We start from the raw sequence: 17,684 nt of genomic DNA, 5'->3' as shown, positions 1-17,684 counted from the left end.
ACTCCTACGGATCATCGAAGTGGGTTGGTACGACCATCGGGGTTTCGGTAACCGGATCCGGCACGACGACGCAGGGCAGGTCGAAGACCTCCTTCAGCAGCGCCGCGTCCACAATGTCGGCCGCCGCACCCTCTGCGATGATCCGGCCTTCCTTCATCGCAACCAGATGGTCGGCGAACCGGCAAGCCTGGTTGATATCGTGCAGCACCGCCACGACCGTGCGCCCCTCGTCCCGCAGCCTGGCGAGCAACGTCAACAGCCGGTACTGGTGCGTTATGTCCAAAAACGACGTCGGCTCGTCCAGCAACAGGTAGGGCGTGCGTTGCGCGAGCACCATCGCCACCCAGGCGCGCTGCCGCTGGCCACCGGAGAGCTCCTGCACCGGCCGGTCGGCCAGCTCGCTGACACCGGCGGTCTCCATTGCCTCGGTGACCGCCTCCTCGTCTTCCTGTGACCACATGGAAAGCAAGGACTGGTGCGGAAACCGTCCCCTGGCAACGAGTTGGCGAACCTTGATGTCATCAGGGGCGAGTGGATCCTGTGGCAGGAAGCCGACTGACCGGGCCAGTGCCTTCGACCCGTACGCGGCGATCTGCTGGTCGTCCAGGGACACCGTGCCGGCCGCGGGGCGCAGCAGCCGGACGAACGCGCGCAACAGCGTCGACTTCCCGCAGGCGTTCGGGCCCACGATGGCGGTGAACGCGCCGTCCGGCACGTCCAGGCTCAGCTTGGTGGAAACCACCCGTTCCCCGTAGCTCAGGGTGAGTTCCCGTGCGCGCAGGCGTGTGGTCATCGTCGCCTCACTTCCTGGGTGAGCAGCCAGATCAGGTAGCACCCACCGATGGCCGTGGTGACCACACCAACCGGCAGGGATTCGGGCGAAAGCAGCATCTGCGCGAGCAGATCCGCGGTGAGCAGCAGTACCGCGCCGGTCAGCGCGGCTGGCAGCAGCGCCACCCCAGGGGTGCGGGCCAGCCGGCGGCCGATCTGCGGTGCGGCCAGTGCGATGAACGCGATGGGCCCGGCCACCGCGGTCACCGTGGCCGTGCAACCAACCCCGATCAGCACCATCATCAACCGAAGCCGGTCAAGACCGACACCGGTGGTCGCCGCGACCGCATCGCCGAGTGTGGACTGCTGGATCGGCCGGAACCACACCAGCAACGTGGCGAGCAAGCCAGCCAGAATCGGCAGCGGTAGTACGAGGTCAGCCCAGTCCACCCCGTTCAACGAGCCCGCGTTCCACGCGCCTGCCGCCATCGCGACCTCGAGGTCGGCGCGCAACACGATCCACGAGTTCAGTGCCTGCAACATCGCGTTTACCGCGATACCGATCACCACGAGGCGTAGCCCGGAAAGGCCGTTGGACAGCGAAAGCAGGTAGATCAGCGCGGCGACGAGAAGTCCGCCGAGCACCGAGCTCACCGCGAGCTGCCCGGACGTACCGGCCAGCACGGTGAACGCGAACAGGGCACCCGTATAGGCCCCGGCGTCCAGACCGATCACGTCCGGGCTGCCGAGCGGATTACGGGTCAGCGTCTGGAAAATCGCGCCGGCCGCGCCGAGCGCGCAGCCGAACACCATCGCCGCCACCACTCGTGGCAGTCGCCACTCGACGATCACCACGGAATCCGCCGCACCGGTCAGTGCCGCCAGCACCTCGCCGGGACTCGCCCAGGTCGCGCCGCCGTAACACAACCCGACAAAGCCAAGCGCGAGGATGGTTCCGAGCAGTATCGCCGAAAGCCACAGCGTCCTGCGTTCCACCCGGAACGATCGCCGACCGGCTCGCAGCACCAGCGCGCTCATAGCGAACCCGCCCCGTACTTGCGGACCGCCCAGATCAGCATCGGGCCACCGAGAAATCCGGTGACGATGGCCACCGGTACTTCGCCGGTTGGCAGCAGCACTCGGGAACCGATATCCGCGAGCAGCATCAGCAGCGGACCGAGTACCAGCGCGTAACCGGTGAGCCACGGCACCGAACCACGCGCCAGGCGCCGCGCCACATGCGGCACGATCAGCCCGACGAACAGGATCGGGCCGGCCACCGCGGTCGCGGCACCAGCGAGCACGGTGATCAGCACGAGTGTGGCAAGGCGGACCCTGGCGATATTCGCACCGAGCGTGCGAGCCACCGCCTCACCGAGCGCGGCCGCGTTCAGTGAACGGCTCAGCAGCAGCGCGCCGACCAACGCGAGTCCAATCGCGAGCATCGGCACCAGCAGAGGCGCCTGCTCCCTGCCGGCGAGCGAGCCGACCGACCAGAAGCGGTACTTGTCGAAGACGTCCGGAGACATCAGCCGTAGACCAAGCGAGATACCGGAAAGCACCGCGCTCAACGCAACCCCGGTAAGCACCAACCGCAGTGGGGCGGTCCGGCCAACCGCGTACACCAGTAGCGTGGCTCCGGCCGCACCGAGCGTGGCGACCAGCAGTTCAGCGGCTGGCGAGGCGACCCCCCCGAGCGCCGCGCCGATGGTCATCGCGAAGCCGGCCCCGGTACTCACCCCGAGGATGCCCGGCTCGGCAAGGGCATTGCGGGACAACGTCTGGATCAGCACTCCGGCCACGCCGAGCGCGGCGCCAACGCCGATCGCGAGCAAGGCGCGCGGTGCTCGTACCTCGAGCACGATGAGCTGGTTCGCGCTGCCATCCGGTGCTACCAGCGCGCGCAGCACATCCATCGGGGGCACCGCCTGCGCTCCGATCCCGATGCTGACCACCGCGACCGCGGCAAGCAGCGCGAAGCCACCGACGAGCACCGCGACGTGCCAGCGGGCGGTGCTCGTCGGTGCCGGTCGGGTTTCGGTCGAAATCACTTCTCCAACAGCGGCGCGAGTGACTCGTCGAGGGCGTCCAGAGCCTGCATGGCCTGCCGGTAGGTGGCTGCCTCGGTAAGCGGGATCGGGAAGGCCTTATCGGCCTTGACCGCGGGCAGGTCCTTCCATAGCTCCGAATCGAGCACGTACTGCACCGCGGGCGGCGGCGTGCCATCCGCTTCTACCGAGTAGGTGATCGCGTCAGCTTCGGCGAAAGCGCTTGGCAGTTCCTCGATCGAGGGGTACTCGCTGACATCCTGCGAGCCGCCGCCCTTCTCCTTGACCTCCCCGTAGTAGTTTGCCCCGATATCGTTGGCGACGTTCGTACCCCAGGAATCGTTGAACTCACGCTGGAAGTTGCCACTGTCCACTTCGCCGTAACTACCGACGTGGGCCAGCTTCAGGTCGGGCAGCACATCCTCATACTTGCCGGCCAGCTCTTCAGCCTTGCCCTCGTACTCGGACTTGGTTTCGTCAAACTTCGCCAGCGCGCCGGCCGCATCGGCCTGCTTCTTGGTGTTCTCCCGCCATGCCGACGGCACGGTCGGGCCGATGGCAACCACCGGGGCAATCGACTCCAAGCGTTCGACATCGATATCGCCAAGTACCGGCTGGGGCACGCCGATCACGATCAGATCCGGGTCGGCACCCGCGATCGCTTCGTAGTTGGTCTCGGTCGCCTGCTCACCGGCTACCTTCTCCAACTCGTCATAGCGGGCCCTGTCCTGTTTGGTCATCATCGGCAGGCCGCGCTTCCAGGTGGAGATACCTACCAGCGGAGCGTCCGCCTCGATCAGCGCGGGCACCGCGTACCCGGTCGCGACCACGCGCTGTGGGTCAGCGGGGATGGTGATCTCGCCGTTGTCCGCGGCGAAAACCCGCGTCTCGCCCTCCGTGTCCTGGCTTTCGCTCGTGCCACAGCCCGTCGCGGCCACGGCGATCGCGAGTAACAGCGCACCGCCGAAACGTGCTGAACGTCTTGTGAACATCGTGATCCTTTTGCTTGTGTCGATGGAATCCGGACCGTCCCGTCCGGTGCGAGGTCAGTGCTCGTGGTCGTCGTCGTAGTCGGCGACCCCGCGTTTCCAGTAGCCGGTAATGTCGTAGTCCGTTTTGGCCAGCTTCAGCTCGTCCCGAACCCAGCGGCGGAGCGGTTTGAGTTGACCTGCTTCACCAGCGAGCCATACGAAGCACCGCTCACCATCCGGAATGGACACCGTACGCACCGCGCGCTCCAGCATGTCCCCTGTTCCAGGCGGACTCGCGCCACGGTGTAGCCAATGCACTGCCATGTCTTCCGGCGCGGAAAGCTCGATCTCCTCACTGGCATCGGCGACCTCGATAAACGCCCAGCCAGCCGCGGTACGCGGCAGTTCCTCCAGCCAGCGGTCGATCGCGGGCAGCGCGGTCAGGTCACCGGCGAGCAGGTAGCGATCGTAGTTGTGCGGCACGATCAGTCCACCGGGTGGCCCTGCGACATGCACCGTCGCACCGGGTTCCACGGTTCGGGCCCAGTTCGCCCCGAGCCCAGTGCCGTGCAGCGCGATATCGATGGCAAGCTCACCGGTCACCGGGTCGTAACCGCGCACGGTGTATTCCCGCGTCGTCGGCGATGGCCGGGGCCAGCTGAGCATCAGCCCGTTGGGTTCCGGCAGCCGAAGCTCGCCGTCCGGTTCCGGAAAGATTAGCTTGACGTGTTCGTCGGGCGAATGTGCCTCGAAGCCGTCGGTTCCCGGTCCGCCGAGGATTACCCTGATCAACCCGGCACCGAGCGGATAGCTGCGCAACACCTCGACTTCCCTGATCCGGATGGGGTAGCCGACCTTGGCCGAGGTGGACCCTTGCCGAACTTCGGCGATCTGTTCCAGGTGCCGGCCCCGGTTCTCGATGCGACTCACTTGCGCTCCAGAATGCTCGTCCAGTGCCGCAGCTCGGGCTGCTCGGCCAGATCGGGGAACTCGAGCTGGGACGCCCCGGCTGAGCGCCAGCGTTCCACCAGCGTCATCATCCGGACGGAATCCAGCCCTCGATCAAACAGGTTCTCGTCCGGCTCGACTTCTTCCGGCGAGCAACCAAGCAGCTCGGCGACATCTGCCCGCACCCGTTCGGCGGTCAGCTCGGATATGGCACTCATCAGTTTCCTCCAATCGGGACGGTCTCGGCCAGCGCGGTCACCGCGGCATCGGTATTGATCACCGCGCCGCAGCGCTGCGCCACGTACTCGCATGCCTGATCGTGTCGCTGTCTGGAGAAATCGCCCACCGCATCGGCAACCAGGAACGGGCGAACATCCCGCATGAACGCGTCGACGGCGGTTGCCTGGCAGCCGATATGCGCGTAAACCCCACTGATCAGTAACTGGTCCCTGCCGCGCGCGGCAAGCTGCTCGGCGAGCGGGCTACGGGAAAACGCGCTGTAGCGCCATTTCACCAGAACCTCGTCACCTGGTTCGGGCGCAAGCACCTCGAGCACATCAGCCGCCTTCGGTTCGGTATCGATCACACCACCGATCCCATCGCCCCAGAACTCGCTTTGCAGCCCGCGATCGGCTGGTTCCGGACGGCTGGGCTGCGCGGTGTAGAAGATCGGAATCCGCTGCGCCCTTGCGATGGCTAGCAACCTGGCGATGTTGGCGGTCAGCTCGTGCATTGGCGAACCGGCGAACGGCTTCAGGAAGTACCGCTGCATATCGTGGACGAGCAGGGCAGCCCGTGCCGGTTCCGGCCGCCAGTCCACCCTGCCCGACGGGAGTTCCGCCACGGTCGGCAGCTGGTACGGGTCGATCTTTGGTAGTGCCACGGCGATCACCTGTCCTTCGCGAGCGCGGTCAGCGCCGCTCGCAGTTCGCGCTTACTGGTTTTGCCGACTCCGGTCACCGGGAACTCCGAGACGACCTGCACCAGGTCGGGCACCTTGTATGAAGCGACACCGCGTTCCCGGACGAACCGGCGCAGCTCGACGTCGGTCGGCTGCTTTCCGGCGTTCGGCACCACATAGGCACAAGTGCGCTCGCCCAGGTACTCGTCGGCAACCGCGACGACGGCGGCATCCAGCACGCCGGGGTGCGCGATCAGATGGTTCTCGATCTCCTCGGCCGCGACTTTCTCCCCGCCCCGGTTGATCTGCTCTTTAGCCCTGCCAACAACTTCCAGGTGGCCCGATGGGTGCCGGCGGACCAGGTCACCGCTTCGATAGAAACCGTCCGATGTGAACGCGGTCGCGTTGTGCTCGCCCGCGTGGTAATAGCCACGAATGGTGTAAGGGCCGCGAGTCAGTAGCGCGCCAACCTCACCAGGGGCCACTAGGTCCGTGGAATCGGCCGCGGGGTTGTCCGGGTTCACGATCCGGATCTCGTCGTCACGCGAGATTGGCCGCCCTTGCGTACCAAGGACCGTGTCCTCGGGATCATCCAGCCGGGTGTAGCAGACCAGCCCCTCGGCCATCCCGAACACCTGCTGTAGCTGACAGCCAAGCGCGGGACCAATGCGTGCGGCCAGTTCGCGGCCACACTTCGCGCCGCCCACCAGCATCACTGCCAGACTGGACAGATCCCGTTCGGTCCGGCCAGCCGCCTGCACCCAGGCAGCCGCGAGCGGCGGTACCACGCCGGTGATCGTCACCCGCTCGGACTCGATCAACCGGAATGCGGTGTCCGCGTCTGGCCGCGGGCAGAGCACGTTCGTCGCACCGGCATGCAACGCGCCGAGCACACCAGGCGAGCTGAGCGGATAGTTGTGCGCGACCGGCAACGCGGCGAGGTACACGCTTTCCGGGCGGAGCGCACAGATCCGGGCGCTTTCCCGAACGCTGTACAGGTAGTCGTCATGGGTTCGCGGGATCAGTTTGGGCAACCCGGTGGTGCCGCCGGAAAGCTGCAGGAACGCCACTTCGGACGGATCGGGATCGGGCAACTCGACCGGTTGCGTCGCGGCGAGCTCGGCGAACTCCGCGGTGCCGACGGCGAGCACGTGGCGCAACGATGGAACCTCGGCCGCCACTTCCCGTGCTGTCCCTGCATAGTCGTGGCCGCCATGTCGCTGCACGGTCAGGATGGCTACGGCTTCGCTCTGCGTAGCGAAGTGACGCAACTCGGCCGCGCGGTGGGCGGGCAATGCGAAGACCGGCCATCCGCCAGCGCGCCAGATACCGAACACGATCGACATGAACTCGGGAATATTCGGAAGTTGCAGCACGATCCGGTCGCCCTTGCCGATACCGAGCGCGCGCAGCCCGGCCGCGATCCGGTGTGCTCGCTCGTCGAGCTCAGCGTAGCTCCAGCGGTGCGTCTCGCCTTCCCATTCGCCGACCACCGCGGTACGACCCGCATACGCGTCGGCAACCGAAGTGAGCAACGCGCCAAAGGTCTGGCCACGCCAGTAGCCCGCGGCCCGGTAATGCGCGGCCAGCTCCGGCGGCCACGGGACGTGGTCCACGTCCGGTTGTGCGGCGGCGGTCACGTCAGCTCCTCGAGTCCCAGCGCCCGCAGCAAGGTGCGGAACTTCGCGCTCGTCTCGGCCAGTTCGGCCTCCGGGTCAGAGCCAGCGACGATCCCTGCGCCGGCGAACATGCGTACCTCTCGCTCGCATACCTCCGCGCTGCGGATCGTCACCACCCATTCGCCATCACCATCCACATTGGTCCAACCGACCAGCCCCGAGTAGTAGCCTCGGTCTTCCGGCTCCAGTTCCGCGATCGCGTCCCTTGCCGTTACCGTGGGCACCCCGCACACCGCCGGAGTGGGATGTAGCGCTTCGGCCATTGCCAACGCGGAGGATCCGGGATCGTGCGGATCGGCGATCTCGCCGACGACTCGGCTGGACAGATGCCACATCGTTGGTGTGCCAACTACCGCCGGTTCCGCAGGAACCTGAACATCCGCGCAGAACTGGCCAAGCACCTCGGCGACCTGGTGCACAACATGGGCGTGTTCCCGTCGATCCTTGTCCGAACCAAGCAGCGCCGCGATCCTTCGCTGGTTTTCCGCGTCATCGGCCGCCCTTGGTAAGGAACCAGCGAGCGGGTTCGCCACGACCTGCCTACCGCGCCGGGACACGAGCAGTTCCGGGCTGGCGCCGAGCAGGGTGCGGATCGCCGGATCGCCGGGTGCGGTCACATCGACGGCGAAGGCATGCGCTGCCGGATCTGCGCGGACAAGGCGAGCAAGCAGGTCCGGTACGGCGATCTTGTCATCGGCGCTGAGTTCAAGGCAGCGCGCGAGAACGACCTTGTCCAGCCCACCCGCATCGATCCGGGCGAGTGCCTTGCGCACCTGCGCGGCGTAGGCGGCCGGCTCGGGCCGCGGGGTAACCGACCAGCGGGCAAGACCGAACACCGATCTGGTGGCATCCGCCGCGGCGTCGGGTTTTCCCGCGCGCCGGACCACCGCCGGCACAACCAGGCTGGTTTGCGCGTCCGGCCGGAAACCGATGGCGCCAACTACGAGCGGCCGCTCGATACCCGCCGTGGCAACGGAATCAAGGGTTTCCGCAACCGCAGCCGCACGGTGCCCGTGCGCTGCCTGCACGGTTGTGAGTATCCCGTCGGCGAGTAACGACCCGCGGGGCGAGGAGTAGTAGAACGAGCCGGGCAGATAGGCGGCCAACAGATCGGCCGGATGATGCACGGGCCGCGGTCGGACCAGCGCAGGTGAGGTCAATTCGAGAATCCTTTCCGCTACCGGGTTCGATGTGGCCCACACCCCCTGCCGCGGACCACATCGAACAACCCCAGATCTCCCACTCGACCAAGGTTAGTACTAACTTAGCCTTACCTAACCATGGTTAGACTAACCTAATGGCAAGTGGTGGTAAAAGTCCCCAATATTCGCTTTGCGAGCCGAGTCACAACGGTTCCGAGTACGGGAAAGGTTCGGTCGAGTGAGCACAACATCGCCTGGCGGCACTGGTATCGCTGGCAAGCTTGCGCTGGTAACCGGAGCGGCGAGCGGTATCGGCGCGGCCGTCGTCAAGCGACTTGCCGATGAGGGCGCAATCGTGGCCGCGGTGGATATCGATTCCACTGGTGTGACCCGGATCGCCGCAGACGAGGGTGAGCAGGTTACCCCGTTCGTCACCGATGTGCGCGAGCCGGCCGCAGTCGCCCGCCTCATCGCCGAAGTGGAGGATTCCCTTGGGCCGATTGACATTGGCGTTTCGGTGGCCGGCGTACTGCATGCCGGGAGCGTCTGTTCGACCACTGACGAGGATTGGGCGCAGACCTTCGCGGTGAACGCGACCGGGACATTCACGGTATTACGCGAGCTGGCGCGCCGGATGACCCCGCGCCGCAGGGGATCGCTGGTTACGGTGAGCTCGAACGCGGCCGGCGTACCGAGGGCAGGGATGGGCGCGTATGCCGCCTCGAAGGCTGCCGCGACGATGCTGACGCGCTGCCTTGGCCTCGAGGTCGCCGAGTACGGCATTCGGTGCAACGTGGTATCCCCCGGATCGACCAATACCCCGATGCAACGTCAACTATGGACAGACGAGAACGATGGCGAGAAGGTCATCGCCGGCTCACTTGAACAGTTCCGGGTGGGTATTCCACTTGGCCGGATCGCCGAGCCGGCGGATATCGCCGACGCGGTGGTCTTCCTGGCCTCTGCGCAGGCTCGGCATATCACCATGCAGGCGCTGTACGTGGACGGTGGCGCCACCCTCCGTGCCTGAACAGTCAGCGGAGGGCAACGGTGAGTAGCACCGCGGCGTCGTCCTCGGCACGCACTCCGTGTCGCTCCGGAGGCACCGCCACAAGATCACCTTCGGTGAGCCGCCACTCCCTGGCAGCCGTGTACAGCCAGACCTGACCCGCGATGACCTGGATAGTGGCCGCGGCCGGGGCCTGATGCTCACTCAGTTCGGCACCGGCGATGAGGGCGATCACCGTCGCCCGCTGCGAGGTACCGGAGACCACCGTCCTAGCCGCCCGTCCGGCTGGATTCTCTCGTGCTTCGGCAAGTAGTTCACCGGCAAGGGTGCTTACCACCACAACATCGCCGCGTACTGTCATGTGCCCGGCTCCCAACCACGTCGCGGACTACGGCTGCCGAGTTCCCGCTCCAGCTACAGTAAAACGATATCGCGACTGGTCAGATACCGCAGCGACAAAGCGGACACCAGCTAGCGGTGCTCCGGCGCGTAGCGGAGCAGCACGGCCCCGGACACGAAGGGCCGTGCCTCGAGCAGGGTCAGCCCGATCCCGGCCGACCCGAACAGCCGTGTGCCGCCGCCAACGACGACCGGGTAGACGAAAAGGCGGTACTCGTCCACCAGATCGGCGGCGATCAGCGCACGCACCAGCCGGATGCTGCCGGTGGCCACGATGTCCTTACCCTGCTCAGCCTTGAGGGACCGCACCTCGTCGACGAGTGGACCGCTGAGCACGGTCGAGTTCTGCCAGTCAGGTTCGGCAAGCGTGCTGGACACAACGTATTTCCGCACCGAGTTCAGATACGTGGAAACGCCGGTCGGGTCGTCGGTCTGCTGTGGCCAGAACCCCCGGAAGTCCTCGAAGGTCTGCCGGCCAACCAGCAACGCGTCGGCAGCCGCTCGATGTTCGGCCGTTGCCGCGACGATGTCCGACTGGTCGACCTTCGTGCTCAGCGGATCAAACCACCCGCCGGTCATCTCGATAACCCCATCCACGGTGCAGTTCTCGGTGACTACGAGCTTGCGCATGGCCCCTCCTCGCCTTCGCTACGACGATACGCCGACCTTGCCCGACCGCGTGTCGATAACCTCCGACTCGGCGGCCAAGGAACCGAGCACCGGTGGAAGCGGTTCGGTGTGCAGCACGGTGAGGCGTTGGGTCGCCCTGGTCAGTGCGACGTAGAGGTCGGCCGCGCCGTCGGTCGACTGACTGAGGATGCGCTGCGGTTCGACCAGTACGACTTCGTCGAACTCGAGTCCTTTGGTGGCGCGCGGACTGAGCACCCTGGCCGCGATATCGAGCGACACCCCATCCGCCGCGATCACCACGGACGTTCCGTCCGCCGAGGCCGCCGCGATCTCCTCAGCCGCGATGGCGTCGAGCTCATCCGCCGACACCAGCCGGCTGCGGGGCCGGTTTCCAGTTGACCGCGCGGATTCCGGCGCCACGAGTCCCGGCGCGATCTCCGCGAGCAACGGCGCCGCGACTTCCATGATCTCTGCTGGGGTTCGATAGTTGACGGTGAGCTGTCGGTACTCCCAGCGATCGGCAAGATAGGTATCCAGCATCGCCGACCAGGTGCGCGCGCCAGCAGCGGAGGCTCGCTGCGCCAGATCACCCACGATGGTCATCGACTTGCTCGGGCAGCGTCGCATCAGGACTCGCCAGGCCATCTCGGACAGCTCCTGGGCCTCATCGACCACGATATGCCCGTAGGTCCATTCTCGATTCTCCACCGCACGCTGCGCGATGTCCCGGTGGTCCCGCTGCTGATGCCGTTCGGCCAGCGCCTCGGCATCGATCAGGTCGGTCGCGCGTAGCTGTTCCCCGTCGAGTTCGTCATCGGTCTCCAGAACCTGCAACACACCCTCGGTGTATTCAATGTGTTCCTGACGTTCCCGCTCGGCCCGCGATCGCTCGGCGCGGTCATCGACACCGAGCAGCTCGACGGCCTCGTCGAGCAACGCCGCGTCGGCCACGGTCCACGCATAACCGTCCGCGCGGTACAGCGCCGCCCTGTCCGCATCGGACATTCCAGGAGTGGCAGCCGCGATCCTGGCCGGTGAGGTGAACAACTCGGCGAGCAGCCGTTCCGGGGTCAGCTGCGGCCACAGCCGATCGACCACCCTGCGCACTTCGGGATGGTGACTGAGTTCGCGTCGCACATCGGCGGCCAACTCGGCGGCAAGCGCGGTATCCCTGCCGGTGAGCCAGCCTTTGCCGATCTGGCGCACCGCGCGCCCGACCAGCTCCTCGATCAGCCATTCCCAGAAGACCGCGCGGGCATGATTGTGTAGCAGGCCAGTGTCTCGGGCGCGCTGCCTGGCCGCGCGGGCAACCTTGGCATCCACCGTCACCACCACATCGTCCAACTCGATCGGCCACCGGCCATCTGGTAGCTCCTGCCGGTCGGCGACGGCCGCGGCGAGCACGTCGAGCATGCCAAGCCCGCCCTTGAGGCTGCTGGTAACGGAATCATCCTCGTCGACCGCGTGCAGGCCAGGATGCAGGTCGCCAGGAGTCGCGAACACGGCACTGGTCTCGCCAAGGGAAGGGAGTACATCGCCGATATAGTTGAGAAAATCCGGATTCGGGCCAACCAGCAGCACACCTCGCCTGGCCAGCTGATCGCGATGGGTATAGAGGAGATACGCGACGCGGTGCAAGGCCACCGCGGTTTTGCCGGTGCCGGGGCCACCTTCGATAACCACCGCTCCACCACGCGCCAGCCGGATAATCTCATCCTGCTCAGCCTGGATCGTCGCGACGATATCCCGCATCTTGCCGACCCGAGGGGCGTTCAGCACGGCGAGCAACGCGCTGTCGCCATCCTGCTCAGCCGAATCGTCCGCGCTGAGTACGTCATCGTAAATATTCGTGATCGTTCGGCCATTACTGCGGAAATGGCGGCGCCGCCGGATGCCATCCGGGTTGGCTACCGTCGAGCAGTAAAATGGCCGGGCTGCCGGTGCTCGCCAGTCCACCAGCAGTGGAGCGAAGCCGGCCGTTTCGTCGAACAGGCCAATTCGGCCGATGTAGCTGGTGTTTGCGCTGATGTCGTCGAGTCGCCCGAAGCAGAGCCCGTTTTCCGCGGCGCGCAGGGCGCGCACTCGATCCGTCTGCTGGTCGACGGAAACCTGGCGCTGCCACCGTTCCTGCGGGCTGCTCGCGGAACTGTCCCGCAACGCCACGTCGAGCCTGGCTCGCGCGGCTTGGCACTCCTCGTCAAGTCGCGCATAGAGGGAATCGAGATGTGTTTGTTCGGCAGCCAACTCGATATCGAATTTGTTGTTTGACAAATTCGGACCCCTTCTGCTAGAATTAAAGTAGTAGGTTGATTCACCTCGTATCTTTTAGTGATAATACACATTTATCCGCTGCGGTATTCCTTGCGGCGATAGATTCAGCAATGCCCGGGCATAGGCCCTGTTGACTCAGGAATCGGCAAGGCTCCGGAAAGTCCCGAGCAACACGTGCGCAAGGTTGAAGACCACCGCACCTGCCGGGAGGCTGCGCGCTTGCTCGGCCGTACCTACGATGTGAAACATCGGCCGGCCAGCCACTTCCGCGGCTGCCACCACCTTGTCCAGCATCGCTTGGACCGCCGGTTCCGCTGGTCCCTCCGAGTAACCCATCGATACCGACAGATCGGCCGGCCCGACGAGCAGCGCGTCCACCCCGTCCACCGCAGCAATATCGGCCGCGGCCGCGCAGGCCCCCGCGGTCTCCAGCATCGGAACCACCAGCGTGGTGTCGGCCGCGTTAGCCAGGTGCGCCGCGATACTGACCGCACCGAACGAACCCGCACGGGAGTAGGTGGCAAACCCTCGGTCCCCGCGCGGTGGATAATGCGCCGCGCGCACCGCACGCCGCGCGTCCTCTGGTGTATCGACATGCGGCACAACGATGCCTTCGGCGCCGATATCCAGCACCCGCAACACGAAGTCCGGTTCAGCCCTGCCTACCCGCACCAGCACGCCAAGGCCATGCGCCTGGGCCGCCACGATGTGCTGCTGCACGGTGATCAGGTCGGCCGGGCCGTGCTCGCAATCGATGAGTACGAAATCCAACCCGGCCACGCCGGCCAGCTCGACCAGGAAATCCGCGGGGATACGCAGCAGCCCACCGCGCAACCGCTCCCCTGCCCGCAGCCGCTGCTTGATACTCATCTGGCGACCATCCCCGCGGACAGATCGATATCCGCCGCGCACAGCCCAGGCATCGACAGCATGCCGAGTAAGGCGCTGGCCACCTCGTGCTCGGTGACCATCCGGCCAAGCGCGGCCCTGGATACGAACGCTGCCTCCGCCTCGGCATAACTGGTGCCGGTACGCTCGGCTTCCAACCGAAAATTGCGCTCCATCCGCGGCCCGGCAACGGGGCCAGGCGAAAGCGAATTGACGTTCACGCCACGTGGTCCCACCTCGGCGGCGAGCGTCGTGGTCAGTCCGAGTACGGCCATCTTCGCCGCGCAGTACGGTGTGCGCCGCGCCAATGGGCGTTTCCCGCTCACCGAGGCCAGATTGACGATGTCGCCGGTGCCCCGCTCGAGCATGCCGGGCAACATCGCCCGGCACACCAGATAAGCACCACGTACATTCACCGCGAAGACCTCGTCCCACTCCGCGGGTTCGATCTCGGTGAGTTCCTTGACCGGGCCAGGAACACCAGCGTTGTTGACGACGATGGACACTTCTTCGTCGGCCAGCTGCTCGGCCATCGCGGTCACCGATCCCGGATCGGCCACATCCACCACGACCGCGCGACCAGGCTTGGCGAGACCGCGCACGGTTTCGTCCACCGTGGACTGGGTGCGCCCTGCGGCGAGAACCCGTACCCCCGCCTCGGCAAGTGCGGCACACATGGCCCGGCCCAAACCGTTTCCGCCACCGGTGACCAATGCCGTACGGCCGGCGAGTACCGCGCTCATCCGCGCGCGCCCGTTTCTGGCGCCCAGTCCAGTTCGGCGGCACCGTACTTGGCCGCCCGCACGTCCCCCGAGCGAGCGTGCCCCTCGAACAGCTCGACCCTGGACGCGCGCCCGCAGATCTCGCCGAGTCGCGCGCTCGCCTCCTGATCGGTCACTTCCTGATAGGTCACCGTCTTCAGGTACTTGCCAACCCAGAGCCCGCCCGTATACCTGGCAGCACCCTTTGTCGGCAACACGTGATTGGTGCCGATTACCTTGTCGCCATAGGACACGCAGGTCCCCTCGCCGAGGAACAGCGCGCCGTATTGGGTCATCTTGTCCAGCGCCTGCCGGGGATTCTCGGTGAGGATCTGCACGTGCTCGCTGGCATAATCGTCGGCCACGGTGAACGCCTCGGCAAGCGAGTCCACCACGACGATCTCGCCGTAGTCGCGCCATGCCGGGCCGGCGAAATCATTGGTCGGCATACCGGGAAGCAACCGCTCCACATGCTCGTGCACCGCACGACCAAGCTCGGCCGAAGTGGCGACAAGCACGGCCGGCGAGTCGGGCCCGTGTTCGGCCTGCGAAAGCAGGTCCACCGCCACTACGAACGGATCCGCCGTATGGTCAGCGACGATCAGGATCTCGGTAGGACCGGCGAACAGGTCGATCCCCACCTCACCGAAGAGTTGACGCTTGGCCTCCGCCACATAGGCGTTCCCCGGGCCGGCGATCATATCCACACTGGACATCGTCTCGGTACCAACAGCCAGCGCGGCCATCGCCTGTACACCGCCAAGCAGGTAGATCTCGTCGGCGCCAGCCAGGTGCATCGCGGCGATGGTCGCCGAAGGCACCTCGCCACGGATCGGCGGGGTACACGCGACAACCCTGGACACTCCAGCGACTTTCGCCGTCACGATCGTCATATGCGCGGACGCGGTAAGCGGGTATCTACCACCTGGCACATAGGCGCCCACCGCCGAAACCGGAATATGCCGTTGCCCCAGCCGCACACCGGGAAGGGTTTCCACCTCGATATCGCGCATCGAAGCGCGCTGGTGTTCGGCGAATCCGCGCACCTGGTCCTGCACGAAGCGAATATCCGTAAGCACTTGCTCCGGCACGTCGGCGACGATCCGGCGCACCTCCTCGGCCGAAAGCCGGAACGAATCGGGCGACCACGAGTCGAACTTCGTCGAGTATTCCCGTACCGCCGCATCGCCTCGCTCGCGTACCTCGGCAATGATCTCGGTTACCCGTTCGCGCACCTCGGCGTGGTCGACCTGTCCCTGCTGGATGGAGCTGGGTCGCTTCAAGTACTCCGGCATCAAAGACTCCTCACGTGTCGGTGTAGCCAGTCACCAAGTAGCGCGGCCACCTCTGCCGGTCGCTCGATGGGCAGCAGGTGGCCAGCGCCCGGCAGGGTGCGCAACTCCGCGCCGGGGATCGCGGAGGCGATCGCGGTATGGAAATCCTTCGGACACAACACATCGGCGCCGCCGCTGAGCACCAGCGTCGGTGCCCGGACCGAACGCAGGCTCGGCAACGCGTCGTCCCTGGTAGCCTGCGCGGCTAACTGAGCACGGAACACGTCCGGACCGACTCGCCGTGCCATGGCACGAAACCGGTCCGCGTGTCCCGCCGAGGGTTCGGGTACGGCGTACATGGTCGGCAGGATGGATTCGATCGCATCGGCGAAACCGCCCTCCGCCACCTGTCGATCGAGCGCCGTCCACTGGTCGAGCTGCTGCGCTCGCGGAGCACCCGCGTTGGTGGACATCGCGCAGAAGCCGAGAACGCGCTCCGGCGCCAACCGCAGCACCTCGAAACCGACGATCGCGCCGAGACTCAAGCCGGCGAGCACGAAAGGTTCCGTGGTGGCCGCAAGTATCTGTCGCGCCATCCCGCCGATACTCGAGGCGGTCAGCTCAACGTCCACCATGCGCGAGTCGAGCGAGCCGCGCAGATCGTCCCATAGGTTGGCGTCGCAGAGCATTCCTGGCGCCAGTACGAGCGCGGGCGCGGTCATCGATCGAGCGTTCGCGGGACAAGCGCGTACGGCGCGATATAGCCGTTGTGGTCGGTCGCGACGCCCGCGTCCGCGGCAGCCTTCACGACCTCGTCATCCCATTCCAGTCGCACCCGGCCATCACCACCGTTGATCACCAGCATCGTCGCCGTTTCCGGACCAACGTTTCGCAGCGAGCGCCAGGCTCCGCGCGGCACCGAGAGCATGTCCCACGGTCCAAGTTGGACTGTCACCTCGTCATGCAGGTTGAGCGTGACCTCCCAGGTTCCGTCCTTCACGAGTAACACCTGGGTCTCGGCGTGCCGGTGCGGCAACATGCCTTGCTCCGGTTCGGCACGCAGCCACGCGACGTTATGCCCGTGCGGGTTGAACACCCTCGGTTCCTGATGCATGTCCTCGGTCATGCCGTACCCGATCACCAGCGCCAGCTGTGCACCGCCGCCGGGGAGAGTGCTGTCCAGAAACGGGGTCGCCGAGTATTCGAGATCGCTGGTGGCGGCGATTCGCCGACGCATCTGCGCCACACTGTACGAGCGCAGTCCGGCGATCTGCGCATCACTGATCGGCCGGACCAGTTCGACGTCGGCCGGCGGCTCGTCACCGGCTACCGTGTCGATGAGCTGCCCTTCGGCGGTGAGGAACAGGCCATGTCCCTCCGCCTCGCGCAGCACAGACGGGCCCCAGATGATGCCACCGGTGTCGTCGTGCCCCAGCGTGGTGAACAACCAACCGTCGTCAGGGCCGATATTGGTGAACCCACGGAAGATCCAGGTCGGCATCGAGGCGATATCGCCCTCGCGTAGCACGAGTTCGCCTTCCTTGCCGTCCGCGCCCCAACGCAGCAGGAACTCGCCTCGGAAGCAGTAGAACACCTCCGCGGTGTAATGCAGGTGCAGGTTGTTGGTGATCCCGTTCGGCATCGCGGCGGCGCCGATGTTGTAGCCATGCGGTTCGCGCAGGTTCACCACCTGATCGGCGCTCTGGGTGACACCGGGGCCGACCATCGCGTAGTTCTCCTTGCGATCCGACCCTGGCGTACGGCAGTCGATGAACGCCTGGTTGCAGGAGACGAAGTCGGTGCGGCGGATGGTGCGCCTGGCCGCCTCGGCCTCGGTCACCGTCACGCGATCACTCATTAGCTGGATCCCTCCTTGTTCATACGTATGCACGTTATCGCCGTGGCACCGAGGCTTGTCAACCCCTGCCTGGGCATCTGAATCCAACTTCGGTACGAGGACGTATGCTTCATCCGGCGCAACTACTGGGAGGA

18 protein-coding genes are annotated in these 17,684 nt (G+C 66.0%); 1 reads left to right on the top strand and 17 read right to left on the bottom strand.

Annotated features, from left to right (window positions below):
- Positions 1-4: 4 nt before the first annotated feature.
- From EV191_RS25965 to EV191_RS25925, 9 genes are read right to left on the bottom strand one after another with little or no spacing between them, the layout of a single operon-like run.
- Positions 5-793: an ABC transporter ATP-binding protein gene (locus tag EV191_RS25965; protein WP_132880254.1), complete on the bottom strand. Its 789-nt coding sequence runs from the start codon at positions 791-793 to the stop codon at positions 5-7.
- A complete protein-coding gene (locus tag EV191_RS25960) occupies positions 790-1,809 on the bottom strand; it encodes a FecCD family ABC transporter permease (protein ID WP_132880253.1) in 1,020 nt (339 codons plus the stop codon). Before EV191_RS25960 ends, EV191_RS25965 begins: the two co-directional genes overlap by 4 nt.
- The gene (locus tag EV191_RS25955) at positions 1,806-2,822 is read right to left on the bottom strand and encodes a FecCD family ABC transporter permease (protein ID WP_132880251.1); all 1,017 of its coding nucleotides are present in this window, start codon (positions 2,820-2,822) and stop codon (positions 1,806-1,808) included. Before EV191_RS25955 ends, EV191_RS25960 begins: the two co-directional genes overlap by 4 nt.
- On the bottom strand, positions 2,819-3,811 hold the full coding sequence (locus EV191_RS25950) for an ABC transporter substrate-binding protein (RefSeq protein ID WP_132880250.1): 993 nt from the start codon (positions 3,809-3,811) through the stop codon (positions 2,819-2,821). Before EV191_RS25950 ends, EV191_RS25955 begins: the two co-directional genes overlap by 4 nt.
- A gap of 54 nt (positions 3,812-3,865) precedes the next feature.
- On the bottom strand, positions 3,866-4,720 hold the full coding sequence (locus EV191_RS25945) for a siderophore-interacting protein (RefSeq protein WP_132880248.1): 855 nt from the start codon (positions 4,718-4,720) through the stop codon (positions 3,866-3,868).
- On the bottom strand, positions 4,717-4,956 hold the full coding sequence (locus tag EV191_RS25940) for a phosphopantetheine-binding protein (protein ID WP_132880247.1): 240 nt from the start codon (positions 4,954-4,956) through the stop codon (positions 4,717-4,719). The genes EV191_RS25945 and EV191_RS25940 overlap by 4 nt, the downstream gene beginning before the upstream one ends.
- A complete protein-coding gene (locus EV191_RS25935; RefSeq protein WP_132880296.1) occupies positions 4,956-5,627 on the bottom strand; it encodes an isochorismatase family protein in 672 nt (223 codons plus the stop codon). Before EV191_RS25935 ends, EV191_RS25940 begins: the two co-directional genes overlap by 1 nt.
- On the bottom strand, positions 5,627-7,279 hold the full coding sequence (locus EV191_RS25930) for a (2,3-dihydroxybenzoyl)adenylate synthase (protein ID WP_132880245.1): 1,653 nt from the start codon (positions 7,277-7,279) through the stop codon (positions 5,627-5,629). Before EV191_RS25930 ends, EV191_RS25935 begins: the two co-directional genes overlap by 1 nt.
- Complete coding sequence (locus tag EV191_RS25925; RefSeq protein ID WP_132880243.1) at positions 7,276-8,478, bottom strand: isochorismate synthase; 1,203 nt, start codon at positions 8,476-8,478, stop codon at positions 7,276-7,278. The genes EV191_RS25930 and EV191_RS25925 overlap by 4 nt, the downstream gene beginning before the upstream one ends.
- Positions 8,479-8,698: 220 nt before the next feature.
- Here EV191_RS25925 and EV191_RS25920 point away from each other — a divergent pair, with 220 nt between their 5' ends.
- The gene (locus tag EV191_RS25920; protein ID WP_132880242.1) at positions 8,699-9,490 is read left to right on the top strand and encodes a 2,3-dihydro-2,3-dihydroxybenzoate dehydrogenase; all 792 of its coding nucleotides are present in this window, start codon (positions 8,699-8,701) and stop codon (positions 9,488-9,490) included.
- Between the two features lie 4 nt (positions 9,491-9,494).
- On the opposite strand, the gene EV191_RS25915 is transcribed toward EV191_RS25920, so the two are convergent.
- The 8 genes from EV191_RS25915 to EV191_RS25880 all read right to left on the bottom strand — a co-directional run bounded on the left by EV191_RS25915 (position 9,495) and on the right by EV191_RS25880 (position 17,550).
- The gene (locus EV191_RS25915; RefSeq protein ID WP_132880240.1) at positions 9,495-9,830 is read right to left on the bottom strand and encodes a cupin domain-containing protein; all 336 of its coding nucleotides are present in this window, start codon (positions 9,828-9,830) and stop codon (positions 9,495-9,497) included.
- 110 nt (positions 9,831-9,940) lie between these two features.
- A complete protein-coding gene (locus EV191_RS25910) occupies positions 9,941-10,498 on the bottom strand; it encodes a dihydrofolate reductase family protein (RefSeq protein ID WP_132880239.1) in 558 nt (185 codons plus the stop codon).
- 18 nt (positions 10,499-10,516) lie between these two features.
- Positions 10,517-12,769 carry a helicase domain-containing protein gene (locus tag EV191_RS25905; protein ID WP_243659237.1) on the bottom strand — a complete coding sequence of 751 codons (2,253 nt, stop codon included), beginning with the start codon at positions 12,767-12,769 and terminating at the stop codon, positions 10,517-10,519.
- A 135-nt stretch (positions 12,770-12,904) separates the two neighbouring features.
- Positions 12,905-13,639: an HpcH/HpaI aldolase family protein gene (locus EV191_RS25900; protein WP_132880237.1), complete on the bottom strand. Its 735-nt coding sequence runs from the start codon at positions 13,637-13,639 to the stop codon at positions 12,905-12,907.
- On the bottom strand, positions 13,636-14,400 hold the full coding sequence (locus EV191_RS25895; protein ID WP_132880235.1) for an SDR family NAD(P)-dependent oxidoreductase: 765 nt from the start codon (positions 14,398-14,400) through the stop codon (positions 13,636-13,638). The genes EV191_RS25900 and EV191_RS25895 overlap by 4 nt, the downstream gene beginning before the upstream one ends.
- The gene (hisD, locus tag EV191_RS25890) at positions 14,397-15,713 is read right to left on the bottom strand and encodes a histidinol dehydrogenase (protein ID WP_132880234.1); all 1,317 of its coding nucleotides are present in this window, start codon (positions 15,711-15,713) and stop codon (positions 14,397-14,399) included. The genes EV191_RS25895 and hisD overlap by 4 nt, the downstream gene beginning before the upstream one ends.
- Positions 15,713-16,414: an alpha/beta fold hydrolase gene (locus EV191_RS25885; protein ID WP_132880232.1), complete on the bottom strand. Its 702-nt coding sequence runs from the start codon at positions 16,412-16,414 to the stop codon at positions 15,713-15,715. The genes hisD and EV191_RS25885 overlap by 1 nt, the downstream gene beginning before the upstream one ends.
- The gene (locus tag EV191_RS25880; RefSeq protein ID WP_132880231.1) at positions 16,411-17,550 is read right to left on the bottom strand and encodes a cupin domain-containing protein; all 1,140 of its coding nucleotides are present in this window, start codon (positions 17,548-17,550) and stop codon (positions 16,411-16,413) included. The genes EV191_RS25885 and EV191_RS25880 overlap by 4 nt, the downstream gene beginning before the upstream one ends.
- Between the last annotated feature and the right edge of the window lie 134 nt (positions 17,551-17,684).

This window comes from Tamaricihabitans halophyticus (assembly GCF_004340875.1).
In the GTDB taxonomy this organism is placed as follows: domain Bacteria; phylum Actinomycetota; class Actinomycetes; order Mycobacteriales; family Pseudonocardiaceae; genus Tamaricihabitans; species Tamaricihabitans halophyticus.
This window is presented reverse-complemented; position numbering and strand designations above follow the sequence as displayed.